General features: G+C 39.1%; 20 protein-coding genes and 2 pseudogenes. 11 read left to right on the top strand and 11 right to left on the bottom strand.

From position 1 onward, the window contains the following. The first annotated feature begins 2 nt into the window (after positions 1–2). From H4J57_RS15915 to H4J57_RS15890, 6 genes are all read left to right on the top strand, one after another. Positions 3–785, top strand: a complete 783-nt coding sequence (locus tag H4J57_RS15915; RefSeq protein ID WP_182243574.1) for a ferredoxin--NADP reductase — start codon at positions 3–5, stop codon at positions 783–785. An 80-nt stretch (positions 786–865) separates the two neighbouring features. Next, positions 866–1,201 (top strand): BolA/IbaG family iron-sulfur metabolism protein, encoded by a 336-nt coding sequence (locus H4J57_RS15910; protein ID WP_182243573.1) that lies wholly within the window; start codon positions 866–868, stop codon positions 1,199–1,201. Continuing rightward, positions 1,179–1,409 (top strand): NifU family protein, encoded by a 231-nt coding sequence (locus H4J57_RS15905; RefSeq protein ID WP_259366876.1) that lies wholly within the window; start codon positions 1,179–1,181, stop codon positions 1,407–1,409. Before H4J57_RS15910 ends, H4J57_RS15905 begins: the two co-directional genes overlap by 23 nt. 8 nt (positions 1,410–1,417) lie before the next feature. Then, the gene (locus tag H4J57_RS15900) at positions 1,418–3,169 is read left to right on the top strand and encodes a YdiU family protein (RefSeq protein ID WP_182243572.1); all 1,752 of its coding nucleotides are present in this window, start codon (positions 1,418–1,420) and stop codon (positions 3,167–3,169) included. 40 nt (positions 3,170–3,209) lie between these two features. Further along, the gene (moaA, locus tag H4J57_RS15895; protein ID WP_182243571.1) at positions 3,210–4,313 is read left to right on the top strand and encodes a GTP 3',8-cyclase MoaA; all 1,104 of its coding nucleotides are present in this window, start codon (positions 3,210–3,212) and stop codon (positions 4,311–4,313) included. 129 nt (positions 4,314–4,442) lie between these two features. After that, entirely contained in the window at positions 4,443–4,787 is a 345-nt protein-coding gene (locus H4J57_RS15890; RefSeq protein WP_310733728.1) for a chemotaxis protein CheB, read from the top strand. A 315-nt stretch (positions 4,788–5,102) separates the two neighbouring features. On the opposite strand, the gene H4J57_RS15885 is transcribed toward H4J57_RS15890, so the two are convergent. From H4J57_RS15885 to H4J57_RS15855, 7 genes are all read right to left on the bottom strand, one after another. Continuing rightward, complete coding sequence (locus H4J57_RS15885; protein WP_182243569.1) at positions 5,103–5,411, bottom strand: hypothetical protein; 309 nt, start codon at positions 5,409–5,411, stop codon at positions 5,103–5,105. A gap of 397 nt (positions 5,412–5,808) precedes the next feature. Further along, positions 5,809–6,198, bottom strand: coding sequence for a 2-amino-4-hydroxy-6-hydroxymethyldihydropteridine diphosphokinase (gene folK, locus H4J57_RS15880; RefSeq protein ID WP_182243568.1), 390 nt, complete (start codon positions 6,196–6,198; stop codon positions 5,809–5,811). Continuing rightward, positions 6,198–6,548, bottom strand: a complete 351-nt coding sequence (locus tag H4J57_RS15875) for a dihydroneopterin aldolase (RefSeq protein ID WP_182243567.1) — start codon at positions 6,546–6,548, stop codon at positions 6,198–6,200. Before H4J57_RS15875 ends, folK begins: the two co-directional genes overlap by 1 nt. Next, entirely contained in the window at positions 6,521–7,285 is a 765-nt protein-coding gene (locus H4J57_RS15870; protein WP_182243566.1) for an SDR family NAD(P)-dependent oxidoreductase, read from the bottom strand. The genes H4J57_RS15875 and H4J57_RS15870 overlap by 28 nt, the downstream gene beginning before the upstream one ends. Next, entirely contained in the window at positions 7,285–7,827 is a 543-nt protein-coding gene (folE, locus tag H4J57_RS15865; RefSeq protein ID WP_182243565.1) for a GTP cyclohydrolase I FolE, read from the bottom strand. The genes H4J57_RS15870 and folE overlap by 1 nt, the downstream gene beginning before the upstream one ends. A gap of 529 nt (positions 7,828–8,356) precedes the next feature. Further along, positions 8,357–9,226 carry an EamA family transporter gene (locus tag H4J57_RS15860; protein ID WP_182243564.1) on the bottom strand — a complete coding sequence of 290 codons (870 nt, stop codon included), beginning with the start codon at positions 9,224–9,226 and terminating at the stop codon, positions 8,357–8,359. A 132-nt stretch (positions 9,227–9,358) separates the two neighbouring features. Beyond that, positions 9,359–11,242 carry a TonB-dependent siderophore receptor gene (locus tag H4J57_RS15855; RefSeq protein WP_182243563.1) on the bottom strand — a complete coding sequence of 628 codons (1,884 nt, stop codon included), beginning with the start codon at positions 11,240–11,242 and terminating at the stop codon, positions 9,359–9,361. 423 nt (positions 11,243–11,665) lie between these two features. Here H4J57_RS15855 and H4J57_RS15850 point away from each other — a divergent pair, with 423 nt between their 5' ends. Next, positions 11,666–12,175, top strand: coding sequence for a peptide-methionine (S)-S-oxide reductase (locus tag H4J57_RS15850; protein WP_182243602.1), 510 nt, complete (start codon positions 11,666–11,668; stop codon positions 12,173–12,175). A gap of 50 nt (positions 12,176–12,225) precedes the next feature. On the opposite strand, the pseudogene H4J57_RS15845 reads toward H4J57_RS15850, so the two are convergent. Both H4J57_RS15845 and H4J57_RS15840 read right to left on the bottom strand, forming a co-directional pair. Beyond that, positions 12,226–12,357: pseudogene (locus H4J57_RS15845) on the bottom strand (N-succinylarginine dihydrolase); the annotation flags it as partial. 123 nt (positions 12,358–12,480) lie between these two features. Further along, positions 12,481–12,567 (bottom strand): annotated as a pseudogene (locus H4J57_RS15840) (IS6 family transposase); the annotation flags it as partial. Between the two features lie 94 nt (positions 12,568–12,661). On the opposite strand from H4J57_RS15840, the gene H4J57_RS15835 reads away from it, so the two are divergent. The 3 genes from H4J57_RS15835 (at position 12,662) to H4J57_RS20390 (ending at position 14,009) form a co-directional block, all read left to right on the top strand. Then, complete coding sequence (locus tag H4J57_RS15835; protein WP_182243562.1) at positions 12,662–13,369, top strand: lipoyl protein ligase domain-containing protein; 708 nt, start codon at positions 12,662–12,664, stop codon at positions 13,367–13,369. Between the two features lie 136 nt (positions 13,370–13,505). Beyond that, positions 13,506–13,835, top strand: coding sequence for a helix-turn-helix domain-containing protein (locus H4J57_RS15830; protein WP_182243561.1), 330 nt, complete (start codon positions 13,506–13,508; stop codon positions 13,833–13,835). After that, a complete protein-coding gene (locus H4J57_RS20390) occupies positions 13,836–14,009 on the top strand; it encodes a winged helix-turn-helix domain-containing protein (RefSeq protein ID WP_182243601.1) in 174 nt (57 codons plus the stop codon). A 1,239-nt stretch (positions 14,010–15,248) separates the two neighbouring features. On the opposite strand, the gene H4J57_RS15820 is transcribed toward H4J57_RS20390, so the two are convergent. Continuing rightward, positions 15,249–16,343: a hypothetical protein gene (locus H4J57_RS15820; RefSeq protein ID WP_182217722.1), complete on the bottom strand. Its 1,095-nt coding sequence runs from the start codon at positions 16,341–16,343 to the stop codon at positions 15,249–15,251. A 940-nt stretch (positions 16,344–17,283) separates the two neighbouring features. After that, positions 17,284–17,727 (bottom strand): ferric iron uptake transcriptional regulator, encoded by a 444-nt coding sequence (gene fur, locus H4J57_RS15815; protein ID WP_070376273.1) that lies wholly within the window; start codon positions 17,725–17,727, stop codon positions 17,284–17,286. A 187-nt stretch (positions 17,728–17,914) separates the two neighbouring features. Between fur and H4J57_RS15810 the strand changes: the two genes are divergently transcribed. Next, the gene (locus tag H4J57_RS15810) at positions 17,915–18,382 is read left to right on the top strand and encodes a DUF4442 domain-containing protein (protein WP_182171757.1); all 468 of its coding nucleotides are present in this window, start codon (positions 17,915–17,917) and stop codon (positions 18,380–18,382) included. Positions 18,383–18,422: the final 40 nt, after the last annotated feature.

Raw genomic sequence — 18,422 nt, 5'->3', positions numbered from 1 at the left:
ACATGAATAAGAAATTTAATCCCGAAAAAGTCATCGATGTTGTTCACTGGAATGATAGCCTGTTTTCTTTTAAGACCACACGCAGCCAAGGACTCCGCTTTAGAAATGGGGAATATATCATTATTGGCTTAGCGCAAGATGATGCTAGGCCGATCTTACGCGCTTATAGCATCGCTAGTGCAAACCATGAAGATTATTTGGAATTTTTCAGCATTAAAGTTGAAGGCGGTGCTTTCACCTCTAAATTACAACATTTAACGATTGGTGATGAAGTTATTATCGGCAGTAAACCAACCGGAACCGTGGTTATTGATGATTTACGCGATGGTCGAAATTTATTGTTAATAGGCACTGGCACAGGGCTAGCTCCATTTTTAAGTATTATCAAAGATCCTGAAACTTATGAACGTTTTGAAAAGGTTATATTGTTCCATGGCGTAAGATATGCAAATGAATTGGCATATAAAAACATACTTACTGAAGATCTGCCTAATCACGAATATCTGGGTGAAATGATTACTGAACAGCTCATTTATTATCCATGTGTTACACGAGAACCTTATAAAAATCAAGGACGAATAACTGATTTATTACGAACGGGAAAGTTATCTCTTGACCTTGGTATAGCTAAACTTGACCCAGAGTTTGATCGTGTGATGTTGTGCGGTAGTCCTTCAATGTTAAAAGATACCTGTGCCATTCTAGATGAAAAAGGCTTCAAGGAAAGTCCTAAAAAAGGAATACAAGGCGACTACGTTGTTGAAAGAGCTTTTGTTGAAAAATAATAGTAGAGGTCCATTGCATCTTCATGTGGCTTGGGTATATAGGGCCTAAAAAACGAGAAAAACATGCAGGAAAAATTACAATGAAAACTACATACGATACCTTGTTAGAATGTTTGAGTTTGGCATTTCCCGAGGCTATCGTCGAGATTGAGGACGAGAGCGAGTGGCATACTGGTCATGTAGACGCTGACCATTATCGAGTTCGAGTGCTCGACGCCAGATTCAATAGATTACATCGTATCGCGCGGCATTGGCTGATTTATAACGCAGTGTCAAACTGGAAGTCAGATCAAGTGTATGCACTTAATATTATTCCTATGACTCTAGAGGAAGCCGCACAGGCGAAGGATGATCCGCTCACAGCCGCGCGGTTTTATATCGAGTATGTGACCAATGTGTTTTACGTCGATTGCTAACCACGGCGGCAAGATATCGATAGAAGAAATCATCCAAGGAACACTTTACATCAGTATCAGCGGTGGCTGCCAGGGATGTGCATCTTCTCAGGTAACACTGCGACAGGGACTCGAAGTCATACTGAAAAAGATCGCTCCAAAAATCGAGGAGGTTGTCGATACGACGAACTACTCAGCGGAAAAACAACCATTCTACCCAAGTCATTAGGAGGCTCTATGACAAATCGACTGCCCCAGCAAACGACTCCAACCATAGTTACGCTAAGCGATCTCGCCAAACTGGCAAACTACTCGCTCATGGATACGCTCAACTGCGATCCTGATGCGACAGAAAATGGCGTAGACCATAGTCCGCGACAAGTATTTACTGGGCACTATGTTCCCATCAAGCCGACCGCTATCCAAGACCCTGAGTACGTTACTCACAGTAAAACCTTTTTCCGTGAACTCGGTTTTTCCGACAGTATGGCGCAGTCGGCTGACTTCATTCAACTGTTCTCTGGCGACCTAACAGAGGTTCCAGCACCGCTGCGCAAGGTTGGTTGGGCTACGGGCTATGCATTGTCTATTTACGGTCGCGAATACTATCAACAGTGCCCCTTCCAGACCGGTAACGGCTACGGAGACGGTCGCGCAATGTCTGTGCTTGAGGCTGTCATTAACGGTCAACGCTGGGAAATGCAACTAAAAGGCGGAGGACGTACACCATACTGCCGTGGCGCTGATGGTCGCGCCGTTCTGCGCTCAAGTGTGCGCGAGTTTTTAGCACAAGAACACATGCACGCACTTGGAGTAGCCTCGTCGCGGTCGCTGAGCTTATACGTGTCGAAAACAGAACAGGTTAACCGGCCGTGGTACTCTGAAGGCTCACGATCACAGGATCCCGATAGGCTTATATCTGAGGCGGTCGCTATTTCTACTCGCGTCGCACCGTCGTTTATTCGGGTGGGGCAGCTAGAGCTGTTCAGTCGCCGTGTTCGCAAGCAGGAACACCCACAAGCAATGGCAGAGCTTGAGATGATTGCACTGCACTTGATCGATCGTGAGTACAGTAACGTCATCGATAATACACTTTCCACGGCTGAAAAAGTGGTACTGCTTGCGCGCGAGTTTCGCAACCGCTTGACGTCACTGGTAGCCAACTGGATCCGTGTCGGTTATTGTCAAGGCAACTTCAACAGTGACAACTGCGCGGCCGGAGGCTTTACCCTTGACTACGGCCCCTTCGGGTTTTGCGATGTGTTCAACCCGCAATATCAACCATGGACAGGAGGCGGTCATCACTTTTCGTTTCTGAATCAGCCTATGGCAGCGGAACGAAATTTCAACATGTTTTGCACAGCGTTGCAGCCACTCGTGGCATCGCATCAGGATGCTACCAAGCAGCTCGACGAAATTCGTACGGGTTTTGTAACGGTGATGCAGACAAAAATGGAAAAAATGTGGACTGAAAAACTTGGGCTGCATACATTTAACGCGGAATTATTGCGCGAACTCGAAACACTGATGGCGCAAACTGCGGTTGATTACACCATTTTCTTCCGAGAACTATCAACGGTGCCTGGCGATATTGGCCCACTCAAAAAAAGCTTCTACAAAAAGGCGACGTATAATGCAGACCCCGAAGGGATGGACAATCGCTGGTCAGCGTGGCTCACAACATGGAAATCTCTTAACGCCAGTACGACCGACCCCAGCACTACCGAAGTAAATAGTGCTCGTTCTCCAGGTGAGCTTTCTAGGCAGATGAAACTCGTCAATCCAAAATATAATTTGCGAGAGTGGTTTGTTGTGCCTGCGTATCAGCAAGCGAGCATAGGGAACTACTCTCTAGTGCGAGAGTTGCAGGAAGTCATGACGCAGCCATATGCCGAGCAATCAATTGATGTGGAAAAAAAATACTATCGACTGAAACCGCTTGAATTCTTTGAGACCGGTGGATTATCGCATTATAGCTGCTCGTCATGACTTATCGCTTAGTAATCAATTTATCCATATCGAGTGCCCAATGAGCATAAACATAATCCCTACTATTGACCTGCTTTCCGGTGGCCAAGTACCGCTGATCCCAGCGTACGCTGCTGCCCCTAATGGCCAGATATCAGATACACGCGGAAGGCTCTTGGGCGATCTACGCATTTCAGTAACCGACCGTTGTAACTTCCGTTGTACTTATTGTATGCCCAAGGAAGTCTTCGGAAAAGGCTACCAATACTTGCCACAATCCGAATTGTTGAGTTTCGATGAGATCACACGTATGGCGCGACTGTTCGTTGCACACGGTGTTACAAAAATTCGTCTTACGGGTGGCGAGCCCCTACTGCGTAAAAACCTCGAGGTGTTGGTTGAAATGCTGGCCACCTTAAAAACACCAGACGACAAGCCACTTGATATAGCGCTTACTACCAACGCCACGTTATTACCCAAGAAAGTAAAAGCGCTTAAGGCCGCTGGCTTGAAGCGGATTACCGTTTCTCTCGACTCTCTTGATGAGGTGACATTCCGGGCTATGAATGACGTCAACTTCCCTGTGGCTGATGTATTAAAGGGGATCGATGCGGCACACGGCGCTGGTTTTAGCGCCATTAAAATTAACATGGTGGTTAAGAAGGGGGTCAATGATCAAGATGTCGTTGCCATGGCGCGACATTTCAAAGGCAGTGGACATATTGTCCGCTTTATCGAATTCATGGATGTGGGTTCATCTAATGGTTGGCGCATGAAGGATGTTATTTCTTCAGCTGAGATTGTACGTATGATCAACACTGATATGCCGCTTGTCGAAGCACAGTCCAACTACAATGGTGAAGTTGCCCAACGTTGGCATTATGCGGATGGTAGCGGCGAAATTGGGGTTATATCCAGTGTAACGCAAGCCTTCTGTTCTACCTGCACACGCACCCGACTTTCAACTGATGGAAAATTGTATACTTGCCTATTCGCGCAGTCGGGCCATGATCTACGCGCACTTATGCGTTCAGGTAAGAGCGATACGCAAATTACCAATGCCATAGGGCTGATTTGGAACCAGCGTGAGGATCGCTATTCACAACTTCGCACAGAAGAAACGGCAAGCAACAAAAAAGTGGAAATGTCGTATATCGGCGGCTGATATTTTCAGCCTATAGTAATGACACAGCATATAGGAAAAAACCTTGCGAAGCAGTTTGCAGGAAAGCTTGATGGATTAGTTTCAGCTCAAGTCCAAGTTCCTAGGAATGCTTAACCTTTAGTACGAGGGATTCTATATGTTGCGCCAGATAACGGTCATATGGTCGTTGTACAAATCCCAGCAAATGGCTACATCTGTCATATTAGGAGGTCAGCCCCGTCAATGGTTTTAGACCGTCCGTTAAAGTGTTATTTGACTCTGTTAGGAAAGCTAGTGGGGATGGTCATTGGTATTTTGTTAACTGGTATGGGGATTGATGGCTCCCAAGCTATTTTAAGAATGAAAGGACAAGGAAACCATACAATTTGTCAGGATCGTAATACTTCAATCGTATGGAGAATGGCAGGAACAGCTGTTGAACTAGGGCTGCGGATAAAACGTGACCAATACACAGAATTTCTCCTCATCTTATAAAGCAGGTACAAAAATTTAAGCTACCAAATAGATAAAAACAAACCAGAGAGCTAATTCAATTGTTCAAAATCAATTTAGATTTCTTGGATTGAAATAGTAATTATAACGGGAAGTTTCCTTTACAAATTTAAATCTTGGCTATGAATATTTAAGTCAGCTTCAGGAATACATATAACAGCAATGTTAGCTGTAAATTTATAATTATTTATGTATCCATGTGGCATGGGTTTGCTTTGTAATCCAACCTATAATGTCTTCTTTGAAGCTACAACGGAGGTCGGTGTTTTTCAAGCTAGTTGTCGCCTAAGTTTAAATTTATGCCACCTTACTTTCTTTTATCTCTGATTGTCCCTTTTCAGGATTGAGATAAACTTCTTCAATATGATCCCAGTTCTTAATATCACGTAGGGGGTTGGTTTTTTTCAGCTCAGGCATAGCCAGGTGAACTTGAGAAAATGGTGATATCATCACAGTTGGAGCTATTGAGGTTGCAGATGATGCTGCTTTATTTTTGTAAAAGTTTAAAGTTGATATACCTTGTTCAAGGCAAAATTGTTTTACTGATAAATGGATTTCATTTTGGATTTTAAAAAGTGTAAGCCACTGCTGTGGTGTTCGTCGCATGATGATCTCCTTAAATAATTAAAGTGATCATAAGTGAATGTTATTGGTGGGGGGAATAATGCGGTTTATAAGGTGCTTACGTAATACCAGCACATTTATGAAATTGAATAGCATGTGTTCGGCATAGTTTTTCTTTCGGTATAAACAGCGAAAGCCAATGGCTTGTTGGTCGATAACTATTTACAAACATCTCTGGATGAATTCTCTAAAAAACCTGTGAGCCTAGAGCACTTACTCGCTTGGAACTTTAAACAGAGCTAGACGACATTGCCAAGACGCTTACAATGGAAAGGCTTGTTCCCACCGTTAAATCCGAGTTAAGTTCATACACTTTCCTTCGCCAATACCCTTAGCTAATGATGAAAAACACAATTTATTGATATTTTACTGAGATTATTTATCTTTTTATTGTCTGCTTTAATACCAGCTCGTCCACTGATTTTTTAACAAAGCCGTATTTGTAGTAACCGTCATCAACTATATTGCCGTCTATTTTGACTATATCTAAATCAATGGTGCGCGGGCCATTTTTGTTGTTGGTTCGTACTCGCCCCAATTGTGTTTCTATCTTTTTTAGATAGGCTTTCAAGTCTGTGGCATTAAGGGTACAAGTAAATGAAAAGGCAGTATTGATAAAGTCTGCCTGTTCGGTAAAACCTACTGGTTTGGTGCGTAGTAATGTTGCAATTTTTACCTGTCTGTCAATTTTTTCAAGTTGCTCAAAGGCTTGCTGAATATATGTTTCAGCATCAATGTTTGAGCCAACACCAACAATGTAAAACGGCATTAAGCAAAACGTTCCGCAGTGATTGAGACACTTTTTGCATAACGTAAGGCTTCTGGTTTTGCCACTTTTAACTTCGCATATAATACGCCGTCAAACGAGAGGATCAAGTCTAGTAGTATGCCCAACAATCGTTCTATGGTGTTATAACTGGAGTCTAGTACTACCGCTAAGATTTCTTTATTAATCGTTCGATAGTTAACGCAATCTTCTATTTTATCAGATAACATCGCCTTAGATATGTCCGTGTCAATCCAATAATCGATAACGAGTTTTTGTTTGTTCTTGCGCTCTTCTTCTGTGATGCCAAGAATGGTATAAACCTCTAGTTTTTCAACATATATGGTGGACATTTTAAGTGACTCCCTCCGTCTATTTGTAATGTTTGTCCCGTAATCGAATGATTTTTTGATAAAAATTCAATGGCTGAATATAAGTCAGCTAACGGTATTTTACGTTGTAAAATATTGATGTCTTTACTATCTATTTGGCTAGTTATTTTCGATGTAATCTCAGTATTATCGGCTCCTATAGCCTCTAAGACAAATCCCGGAGCTACCGCATTAACGCGCACATTGGGTGCACATTCTATAGCCGCCAATTCTGTTAATATTTCTTGGGCTTTCTTTGAGATGAAATAAGCCGATTTACTGGTGTAACGATGTGACAAATTTGCATCTGAAATATTAATAATTTGGCATGGTTTATTCTGTTTTACTAGTGCCTGAATGAGTAACCATGGACTGGTAAGGTGAATATTAAGGTTACTTTGAATTTGCCCCAACGTTGATTCAAGCAATGAGGCTTGTTCAAACACTGAGGCATTATTTATCAACAATTCAATATGAGGAACCTGCGTGAGTAGTACTTCAAAGCGTTGTTCAAGGGTTGCAGGCTCATCTAAATTTGCTTGCCATAAGACAACCCTGATATTAAATGTTTCTAACTGAACTTTTAAAGCTAATGCGGCTTTTTCAGATTGATTGTAATGCAGCACAATATTCTTGCCGCTTTTGGCAAATTCTTGATTGATGAACGCGCCGATGCGTTTTGCTCCACCCGTTACTAATACCCACGCGGTACTGTCCATTAATTTCTAATCAACTGTAAAAATTCAGCGCGAGTATCTTTGCATTTCAAAAATGAGCCGAGCATACATGAGGTTTTCATTTCAGAGTTTTGCTTCTCAACTCCGCGCATACGCATACATAAATGTGATGCTGACATAACAACGCCAACACCTTTTGCCCCCGTAACATCCATAATTGCATGAGCAATTTCTTGAGTTAAATTCTCTTGAATTTGCAAACGACGGGCGAACATATCAACAATACGGGCCAGTTTAGATAAGCCTAATACTTTGCCGTTGGGGATATAACCTATATGGCACAGGCCAGTAAAAGGTAACATGTGGTGTTCACATAACGAATATAATTCAATGTTGTTAACCACTACCATTGAATCAAAATCTGAACTGAATAAGGCACCATTGATAACGGTGTCTAAATCTTGTTCATAACCCTGCGTTAGAAATTTCAATGCTTTGGCTGCGCGTTTTGGCGTATCAACTAAACCCTCACGGCTTGAATCTTCACCTATTTTCTCAATAATTGATTTAAAATCTTGTTCCACTTTAACTACCTACTATTTCTTAACTTGAGATATTTTTTACCCATGCTGCTGTTCTATTAGGCTGATCTCTTAGGATGAATACCAAATTGGTATTTTATACTGAGTAATTTACGCTATAGCCCTAAAATTTCAAGTTCTTATTTTATAGTGATAACTATATAACAAACAAAGCAGTGAATGAATGCGCTATATTGCACAATATAACCGCACATTACTCTTTAAAAGTGCTAGTACGATGTTTTAATTTATTTTGATAATTTGATAATAGTAAGCCATTAAAAACCTACAACCGCTACTTGTACCAATAACCCTTGCCACGTTGAACCAATACAAACCCAACCCAACTGATCTCAATATAAATGGGTAACAGTGATATGGTAACTATCGTAGCCTCTTGTAGGACTGATATAGCTTTGCGCAATAGGTAATCTAATTGAATATTTCAATTACCCCCCCAAGCAACAATTGCTAATAAGCTACAACCGATAATGAAGCCGCCTAAAACAACTGAAAACTAAGCGAATTATAATCAAGGTATTTCTTTTCGTTGTGCAATAAATAGCGCTGTTACAATCAATAGTGATCCGATGGCAAGCCTGACAAGTTCTTCTGGTGAGCCGCCCTTGGCTTCACCAAAAATAAACAAGGAGGCAAACATAGCCAGTGGCACAACCGCATTGTTAAACGTGGCTAATACCCCGACACTGGTTTGAGTTGCGCCTTTATTCCAAAAGAAGAAACCAAGCCCGGAAGCAATAAAGCCCATATAAACTAAAACCAACCACTGCGTTGGTGTTGCGTCTAAAGGAATAGGAGGCTGCGAAGAAATTAACAGTGTCGCTATGCTAGTAAAAATCGCCGCACCTAGGTATAAAAAACCAAATACAGAGCTATCACTGATATGCGGTCTGTCTTGTTTCCAATCACGATAATAAACTTGGCCAAAAGCAAAAGCCATATTGGCTATTTGCATCAAGCAAAACCCTAACCAAATTTCGCTTGAGTCTATATTGTCTATTTTTATAACCGCGGCACCAAAAACGGACAGTAGTGTCGCCACTAAATACCAAGGTGTAAAACAGCGCTGTCGAAGATCGTTGATAATAACGATATAAAGTGGCGTAAACACGCTAAATAGCGCGACTAAATGTGATGGTATATAACGAAAAGCGGAAAGATAACAGGTATACATAACACCGTATTGCAGTGCGCCAAGCAGTATCAGTTGCCATTTTTCCTGCCGGTTGGTGTTAGCTATTTTTATAAAGGGCAGAAAAGCAATCAGCGCAAATAATAGTCGGGTATCTGCTATTTGAAGTGGGTCAAGACCTTTGAGCGCGTTGCCTATAAGACCAAAAGAAAAAGCCCAAATCAGCGTAGGTATCACGAGATAAATCATTAAAGGTCTCTAATAATTAAGGTTGTTTTATTCAACAACTCTTTGTAATGGTTAACTATTGTTAAAATGCTACTGAGTAATAATTTGACCCCAGCCAATAAGCTGGGGCTGATGCAAGTACATTTAACCATGTTACCAGTGGTAAGTAGCACTAAGCGTGTATTGCTCTCCGCGTCCAGGCGTACCTGGTACTTCTTCAAAAGATTCATCCCAAAGATTATCTGCTGCAAGCACAATATCTAAACCGTCAAACTGCGCAGGAGAAATCTTTACCGTAAGGTGGGTAAATAAAGCATCGTCGTCACCGTTTCTAAGGATATTTTCTTCTTGTTTGCGCCACTCATTATCAACACGGACTTCAACGATGTCGGTTGGGTGCCAAATAAGACCTAAGGTTACCCGGTGATCTGGGTAGTTCAAGGCATAAAAGCTAGCATCGATATCCGCAGTACCATAATTTTCAGATTTATCAAAGAAGGTATAGCTAGTGATAATTTCTGCATGCTCAAAACGCTTTACCGCCAGTAACTCTAAACCTAGCGTATCGATATCGACTGGATTTGCAGAACGAGCAGAGGTTGAACTCAAGCTATAGGTCCAATCAGTTAAATCATCATCTTGTCGATAAAAAACAGCCGCATCAAGACGCCAAGTTTCTCGATCTAATGCCAAACCTAATTCAATGTTTTTAGTAGTTTCTCGCTCAAGATCATAGTTACTTCTAAATAATCCACCAGTATTACTCCCCCCTATAGCGGTATAACCTGCCACTTGACTCGCTTCTGCATAAGAGAAATAAAGTGTTTTTGAGCTGTCATCAGCATTGATGATATTCCACGTTATATCACCAATTAGTGACACTTGTGAATCGTCGCGGTTAGTGTCGTCAAAAGCAGCACCAAGACGAAAAGTTAACTGTTGATCCTCTTGTAGATCCATTCGATATTCAGGCAAAACACTGAGTTTGTAATAATGGCGAGAGGTAAAGTTATTTTCAAGCGTAGTTGATTCAATGCTGTCTGCTATAAACTGGCTTGAGTAATTCAGGGCAAATGATGCTGTTTGTGCATGGCGACCAGAAACTGCTATCGACTTAACCTCAGTTTCATGAAAGGCTTGAAATACATCAGGGTTTTCACGCGAAAAAACATAATGGTCATTGTTACGACGAAAATAAGTGGAAATTTCAAAGCTGCTGTCTTGTGCATACTGTTGTTGATGATTAAGCATTAATAATCGTGTTTTAATGTCTTCAGTTTCATTAACATTAAATGGCGTGTACATATTTGGCCAGCCAAAGAACTTTTCTTGAGAGCCAAAAAATAGATCAGTCTGTGATGATGACCCAACTAACTGAATACGACCAGAAGCACGTTGAAAGTCGTGGTCGCCATTCTCTATTGTACCGTCACTTTCAGAGCGAGAATATTCAGCTTCAGCACCGATAGTCCAATCGGAATAATCAGCCAATGCCATACTAACGCCACTGTGTACGCGTTGTAGATTAAAGTTATTGTTACCTGCGCCAATTGAAGCACTACCTCCGGTTTTTATGGGTGTCCAGTCGCGAGAAACCGTGCCTACCGAGCTGTTAACACCGAGTAGAGCATTGTCTGCACCGGTAAGTATATTAGCATTAGATAACATTTCCTGAGCAATAGGAATTTCGGCAAAGTAATGTCCGGTTTGCGGATCAAGTAAGGTCGCGCTGCCCACTCTAAAGCCAGTATTTTCAAAAATACCACCACGAATGGATACATCGGCTTGAGCTTCTGCCATATTGCGCGACTGTAGGTCAACGCGCGGATCATATTCTAGATTTGAAACTGGCGAACCAAAGGTGCCTACAGGTTTAGTATTAGCCGTGGTTGAAGCCTCAATCGTAATTCGCTCAATATTATCACTTGATTTTTTATTTACATCGTTGCTTACATTATGAGTATCGTCGGCTGCCGATGAAAAAGTTGATAGGCTAAATAATAAAACGGGCAAAGCAATTGGTACAACTCTAATCATGCTAATCTTCTCTATTTACACTGTGTGATCTTTAAATAAAAACGATTTTATGTATTCCCCAAATCACCCAAATATACAACCCAGTAGCAGAAAGAGCCATTACTCATCTTTGTGCTAACAATGCGATTAAACATATTGGAACAACCAAACGAAAATATCGTAAGATAACGTTGAGGTTTATTTGAAAGGTAGTAATCGTTACGTGAATCAGTATTATATCTTAGCGGGTAAAATATTCCACATGGTAACTATGCCCAACTGATAACGGTTTACAACTGGATATATAACAAGCATGTATATAACAAATAGAGTAGTAAAAACATATTACTCAAAAACAAAGTAATAACAGTTTACTCGCTATTACAGTAATCAATAACATAACGCATAAAACTTAATTCATCTCTTACGAAAGGCTAACAATTGATAAAAACACAACAACATAATAAGCAGGCTAACAGGACGCAAGAAATTATTTATTTCGCCGGCGGTTGCCTTTGGGGTGTACAAGAATTTATGAAGCACTTACCTGGAATTTTTACCACAGAAGCAGGTCGAGCTAATGGCTTAACCGATTCCACCGACAGTAGTTATGATGGCTATGCAGAGTGTGTGAAAGTAACCTTTTACCCAAGTGCTGTTAATCTTGATGAACTAATAGGTTACTTTTTTGAAATTATTGACCCTTACAGCGTCAATAAGCAAGGCGAAGATATTGGCAAAAAATACCGCACCGGCATATACAGTCAACACAGTGGTCACCTAAACACGGCTATTGAGTATATTGCCCGCCACGACAATGCAGATAAGATGGTGGTTGAAGTCTTGCCGCTGCTCAATTATGTGAAAAGCGATGAAGAACACCAAGAAAGATTAACTCGCTTTCCCAATGATTATTGTCATATTCCTAAGCAGATATTACATAAATACAAATAGTGTTAAAAACGACCTTATGCCAATATTTAGCTTCTTATTTTCCTGTAAATCTAATTATTATCAGCCATTATGGATTGCTGAAAACGATAAACTGATCCTAGCGATAATATCTGAGAAAGCTCGTCTAATGCCGTTCGTGACTCAATAAGCAATTGTGGGTCTCTTAAATCATTTATTGCGATAATGGATTCTGTCGCAAACTTAAATTCCTTCGCCTTAATTGAATATAACGCTTTTCTCAGAGACAACTAGGCTGCAAGCGAATAGAATTGGTCCCATACCGTCTTATCTTCTGAGTCAATCATCTATCCTTGTTTGAGCATAGAGCAAAGCTCAACACCCGCTAATGTCGCTTCTGCTCCAACCCAAGACTTCCACCCTAAGTATTGATATTTTACCTATACACTTACTAACTTCCTTGGTAAATTATTATGATCTAGCGATAAAATACTGACACTAAACATGATACCCGTATAAGAAGTAAATATGAGCCGCAATAAACTCCTGCATTACCAACAAACCTCTGTCGCTAAGGTCTTTGAAAAAGAAACAGCGCTTATTGCTCAAATCCAAACTGGTGAGCTCAAGCAGTGTTTAATGCTTTGGCAAGCTAAAGAAGCTACCTTGGTATTACCTGCAGGTAAGAAATGGCCAGAATCAGATGCACTCAATGCGGGTTTGCTAGCCAATGAATGGCTGTTACATTCACGTAAAACCGGTGGTGCTCCAGTGCCACAATGTCCAGGTATTATAAATTTATCTCACCTTTATCTTTGGTCAAAAGATACACCGTATTCAATTCCCCAAGCCTACGAAAATCTATGTACAGTGTTACATGGCTTTTTTCATCAATTTAACTTGGTTAGCAAAGTACATGCGACAAAGTTCTCTTACTGTGATGGTGATTACAATATTAATATTAACGGTAAAAAAATAGTGGGTACAGCGCAGCGGGTGATATTAAAAAAAGGCGGTGGCAAGATAGTGTTAGCACAAGCCTTTATTCTTATTGACGTGTTATTAGATGAGATTATAAAACCGGTTAACCTCTGTTATCAACTATCTGATAAAACGGAGCGGGTACAAGCGCAGGTGCATACTGCACTTTTTGAACATATTATCGAGCGACCTACTATCATTGAACTGTATCAGCAGTTAACTCAAGCTTTTGTTGATAGTGCTTTATATTCATAAACAGCCATTCATAATAAAGTTCAACCCGAGATCAATGAAGATGCAACGATTTCAAACAATAGCTTGATTTTAATTATAATGAGATCATCATAGTTGCATGAAATAGATTAATCTTACCCCAGAGCAAAAAGACGAATTGGATATCCTACACGATAGTACACGTGGTGGACGAGTTCGCGACAGAATTAAAGCAGTATTGCTGTGCTCTGAAGGTTGGCCAACACAAATGATAGCGCAAGCATTGCGCTATCACGAAACAACGATTATTCGTCATATCAATGACTATATTGAAAAAGATAAATTGAAACCTGAAAATGGTGGGTCTCAAGGATATTTGTCAGTCGTTCAATCTAAAGCCTTGTATGAACATTTACATGAGCATACCTATCGTTATGCCTACCAAATAGCTCACTATATTGAAGAGACCTTTAATGTATGTTTTAGCATTTCCGGTTTGAATAAATAGCTGCATCAATACGACTTTAGCTATAAACAACCCAAAGGTGTTCCACCTAAATTTGACGAAGATAAACAAGCTAAATTTATTAAAGCGTATGAAGCACTTAAAGAAAATGTAGGCGACGAGCCTATTTACTTTATGGATGTAACTCATCCAAGTCAGGCGACTAAAGTTACTTAAGAAAGGGCATGACATGAGTTGTAATGGTTTAAGTAAACTGGAAGGGTTTATAGCTTAAAATAAGTTAAATCTTAAAGGTATTCAAATGACCAGAAAAAAATTAGTTACAGTCCTAATCAAAAGCTAGAATATGCCAAATTAATGGTAGAAGAAAACTATACCAACAAAAAAACACAAGATATCTCAGGTGCTTGTGCCTCAGCTATTTCTCGCTGGAAAAGGCAATACTTGGCTGAATTATCCGGTCATACTCCTCAAGATGTTAATGCGATCATAAACTCTATGGCACTATGTGCCCCAAAACGCCTCAGAATTTAATACCTAAAATCATATTAATCGAATGTCCGCTTTGGTATTTTCTAATCAAATTAGAATTTTTGACTTTATAAATTCCTGATGAAATTTAGAACAATTCTATTATCTAACGCAGGGCTGATTTGTATCGGTTCAAATATCGCTAGATAAGCGAAGGCTAACGTCTTCTTTCGTATCTTTGTTGACCTTATTGGATCGTTGACGAGTTACAAAATTTTCTCCGGTGTAACTTAAATGTTAAATTTCCTCATCGTGTGAGTCATTTCTCATTATTTGTGACGAACCACGCAATTTATTGCAGACTATTGCATTTTTGATTAAATATTTGTAAGACATATCTTACGTAAATGTAAGATATTGAGTAAGTAGATGTAAAAAAAAAGACGTGTTATATACTTTAGTTGTTGATTATGTTGGTTTTTGTATATTTACATGCTTGTTACATTTTTATATCGTTAAATATAAAATATTATTATGGGTACGAATAAATCTTAATTAACGTAATATTAACCACATCAGGAAGATGCAGGTCAGGAAGACCGATAGAGTAGAGTACTCTTAAAAGGACGCTTGAAGGAATAGGCCCGATGACAGGAGTCATCGAAGGAATTAAACGGATTTAGGTTAAAGGAATAACGGCTAGAGGAACAAGCCAGATGACAGGAGTCATCGAATGAACTAAATGGATTTAGGTTAAAGGAATAACGGCTGACGGAATAAGCCCAAGGATGAAATATCACTATTGATGTGACTCAGGACGAGTTGCAATCACGGAAGATGAATGGAAAGCAAAGGATTATTAGGAAACACTACGGACAGTTCTTTATGGATGAAGCGGGACACATATAATATGCAGGATGCATATAAGCTAGTTCAGGAAATACGGCTCTTAGAGCCGTATTTTTTTGCTTAAAATATAGTAATTTAATTCTCAAGGAATGTTGAATAATATGGGTGCTTACCTAAAATGGCTTGGCTACCCTTAAGAGAAAAGGTATAACCACATAAAGTAAAGCTGCTTCTAATGGCAATATTCTTGATTATCACTTTAGTATCTAGTGGTGAAAACCGCGCTAAATAGTCACCATTATTTTCTTGATTAACGTCCAATGTTCTAATCACTTCACCACTATCATAAGAGATAACCTGACAGCTTTTATCACCTTGTGCGGTCATTTGTTGCCATAAAAAACCACTAATAGATTTGTCACCCTGCCATTTTATAGTAATACCATCAAAAGATGATGCCAATAAAGAAAAGTTATCAGGCAGTGTAACTTCGTGCCTCAGGGATAATTTTGATTGCTCTATGGCTGTTGTTTCATTAGTGTTTGCTGCTATAACGTCATCATCAACTGAGGTAATACTCGATGGCAGAATTATTGCCATTATGATGATTAATATTAGTACTGTTAACACTAATACCTTCTGTTTATTGTTAAGTAGCTTCAGCCTGATCGCTTCACCAATATCATTAGCAGGGGAAACAGGCGAGTCTTTAGCTTTGTTATCATGTTGAGCCAACGTATCAGGGGTATCTTGATAGGAGCTTGCCAATGAATCTTTTACTTCGTGCTGATTAAATGTCGGTTCTATACGTTTTTGAGGTTGAGAACTTCCTTTTTTTATATAGCCCGTTAAATCGACATCACCAGCGTAACCAAGAATATGATTAATTTTTTGGCTTTTGTAGGTCATTAAGAATGTAGAAATAGCTAAAGGGAGTAAAAGTAACCAGTAGCTTATGGTGTTATCACTGATGACGATAATTAACCCAGCAAGTAAAAAGCTGGCTGTAGGTGGCAGCAACCAGCTTATCTTGAGGTTGGCATCATTTAGACGACGTTTTGTTGAAAGAGTAAAAATACCTGCAAAAATAGACAATGCCATAAAAGATAATAAGTTGTTAAAAGAAAAAATGGCGCTAGTAAGGGTAAACAACAAGTAACAACTTATATGAATAGCGATGAATCGACGACGATTATCTGAACCGGTTAAACAAAATAGTGACTTCAACAAAAGCACATAAACTCCTAAAAATATTGTTTGATCTGAAAACTTTGGCAAGAGTAACCAATTTTCTTTTAACTTTCAGTGATATTTTCATATTCCATCACTTATCATCTTGATACCTTCCGACAAAGTCACACCTCTGGTGTAAGCCATTTCGCACAATGACGTCAGTGATCATACAATAATTTGTAAGTGTAAAAAGAAACACTTTGTAACTATATGTTTAATAGTAATAAATTTTAATTGTTCGATAAAAAGACAAAATAACGTTAATTTTATTTCGTTTACCTTGCTAGCGACAAAACACATGAATGCTAATATTTATCTTGTCAGGACGACACAAGTTATGGATAACACTACAAATAAGTTTAAGGGATAAATACTATTTGTTGAACACGTATAGGAAGTACGAAATGGAAAGTGGTATAAGTTAATATTCAGTTGATAAAGGATTTACCCGCAAGGACACTAACATTTCCAACGGAATGGAAGGTAAATGGATTTACATGAATGGATGCAACAACAAGTGCTGAAGTTAACTTAATTTACTACGCTTATAATGAATGAAAATTTATGGATGAAACTAGCTGAGAAGGGATACTTAACACAGAGATAATACCTCTGCTTATACGGAGTCATTTAAAGGAATTAAATGAACAGTTAGTACTGAAATGGATGTTAATTAAGGATAGTAATAAAGTTTGAGTAAAGTGATATTACCCAAAAATAATTTCCGTATGATTTAGGAAATTTAAAAATTAGCAAATGGATTTGCAGCATTATAATTAGCAACGAAAAAAGCGACTTTTATGTCGCTTTTTCTTTGTCTAGAAAAAGATTATTTACACACCTAATTTATCTTAATACTTGTCGAAATTATATTGTTGTTCAGTAAAGAAAAAACCTGCTAAAAGCAGGTTTTATTAAGCGAAATTCATACTACAACTTAGCTATTAGATGTTCGGTATGAATCACAAGCTTCTTCATCTTCACACTCACCATATAAATATAAACTATGGTTTGTTAGCTTTATTTTATGTGATTTAGCAATATCTTCTTGGCGTTGTTCAATGACGTTATCTTCAAACTCAACTACTTTGCCACATTTTAAGCAAACAAGATGGTCGTGATGCTTTTTATGACTTAATTCGAAAACTGATTTACCGCCTTCAAAATGATGACGACTAACAATGCCCGCATCGTCAAATTGATTAAGTACACGGTAAACGGTAGCCAAGCCAATCTCTTCATTCTGCACTAATAATATTTTGTAAACATCTTCCGCACTAATATGCTGATTATTCGGATTTTGCAAAATAGTGAGAATTTTGATTCGCGGCAGGGTGATTTTTAATCCAGCTCTTTTTAGCTCTTCATTTTGGTCTGCCATTAACTTTAATTCTCTAATTCGGTAATTTAAACAAAATTATAGGGGGTTCTTCTGCTTGAGGGAAGCCTTAGTTGAAATGAATAGTAAATTCATTGGCTTTGATTTTCGAAATTTGTATAAACACCAATAGCTTTACTGGTACGATGAGTTGTATGAGCGAGTGATTATAGGATCAAAGGAGATTTAGATGTTAAGAAAAGCGTGGTTATTAAAATTACTGCTAAATATTTGGCCGCCATTTTTATTTACGGGTATCAAAGTTACAGAGCTATCTAGTGATTTTAGACAAGCCAAGGTGCGTTTAAAAATGCGAGCATGGAATAAAAATGCTTTAGGCACACATTTTGGAGGTTCACTATTCTCGATGACCGACCCTTTTTATGTGTTAATGATTTTAGCGCGTTTAGATAATCAATATTATGTCTGGGATAAATCAGCTGACATTGACTTTATCAGACCAGGGAAAGGCGAAGTAACAGCTGATTTTTACGTCAGTGATGATTTTATTAATGAGATTATTGAAAAAACCCGTCATGGTGAAAAATATCAACCCACGGTCAATGTTTATGTCAAAAATATTGATGGTGAGCTAGTGGCTAAACTAAATAGGCGTTTATATATACGTCAGAAGAATAAACCGACTTTATTGACCTAATTAGGTAAAAGTAAGACAAAAAAAAGCCTGTCGATACAGG

Source organism: Colwellia sp. BRX8-7, assembly GCF_014077275.1.
GTDB lineage: Bacteria > Pseudomonadota > Gammaproteobacteria > Enterobacterales > Alteromonadaceae > Colwellia_A.
Note: the sequence above shows the minus strand (reverse complement) of the source record. Positions and strands in the feature narration are given on the sequence as shown.

Coding starts and splice junctions, on each gene's coding strand:
- H4J57_RS15915 (WP_182243574.1), top strand. CDS start 3: ATGAATAAGAAATTTAATCCCGAAAAAGTCATCGATGTTGTTCACTGG.
- H4J57_RS15875 (WP_182243567.1), bottom strand. CDS start 6,548: ATGTCCACCATATATGTTGAAAAACTAGAGGTTTATACCATTCTTGGC.
- fur (WP_070376273.1), bottom strand. CDS start 17,727: ATGGCAGACCAAAATGAAGAGCTAAAAAGAGCTGGATTAAAAATCACC.
- H4J57_RS15835 (WP_182243562.1), top strand. CDS start 12,662: ATGAGCCGCAATAAACTCCTGCATTACCAACAAACCTCTGTCGCTAAG.
- H4J57_RS15885 (WP_182243569.1), bottom strand. CDS start 5,411: ATGCGACGAACACCACAGCAGTGGCTTACACTTTTTAAAATCCAAAAT.
- H4J57_RS15810 (WP_182171757.1), top strand. CDS start 17,915: ATGTTAAGAAAAGCGTGGTTATTAAAATTACTGCTAAATATTTGGCCG.
- H4J57_RS15860 (WP_182243564.1), bottom strand. CDS start 9,226: ATGATTTATCTCGTGATACCTACGCTGATTTGGGCTTTTTCTTTTGGT.
- H4J57_RS15910 (WP_182243573.1), top strand. CDS start 866: ATGAAAACTACATACGATACCTTGTTAGAATGTTTGAGTTTGGCATTT.
- H4J57_RS15905 (WP_259366876.1), top strand. CDS start 1,179: ATGTGTTTTACGTCGATTGCTAACCACGGCGGCAAGATATCGATAGAA.
- H4J57_RS15870 (WP_182243566.1), bottom strand. CDS start 7,285: ATGGACAGTACCGCGTGGGTATTAGTAACGGGTGGAGCAAAACGCATC.
- H4J57_RS15855 (WP_182243563.1), bottom strand. CDS start 11,242: ATGATTAGAGTTGTACCAATTGCTTTGCCCGTTTTATTATTTAGCCTA.
- H4J57_RS15900 (WP_182243572.1), top strand. CDS start 1,418: ATGACAAATCGACTGCCCCAGCAAACGACTCCAACCATAGTTACGCTA.
- moaA (WP_182243571.1), top strand. CDS start 3,210: ATGAGCATAAACATAATCCCTACTATTGACCTGCTTTCCGGTGGCCAA.
- folK (WP_182243568.1), bottom strand. CDS start 6,198: ATGCCGTTTTACATTGTTGGTGTTGGCTCAAACATTGATGCTGAAACA.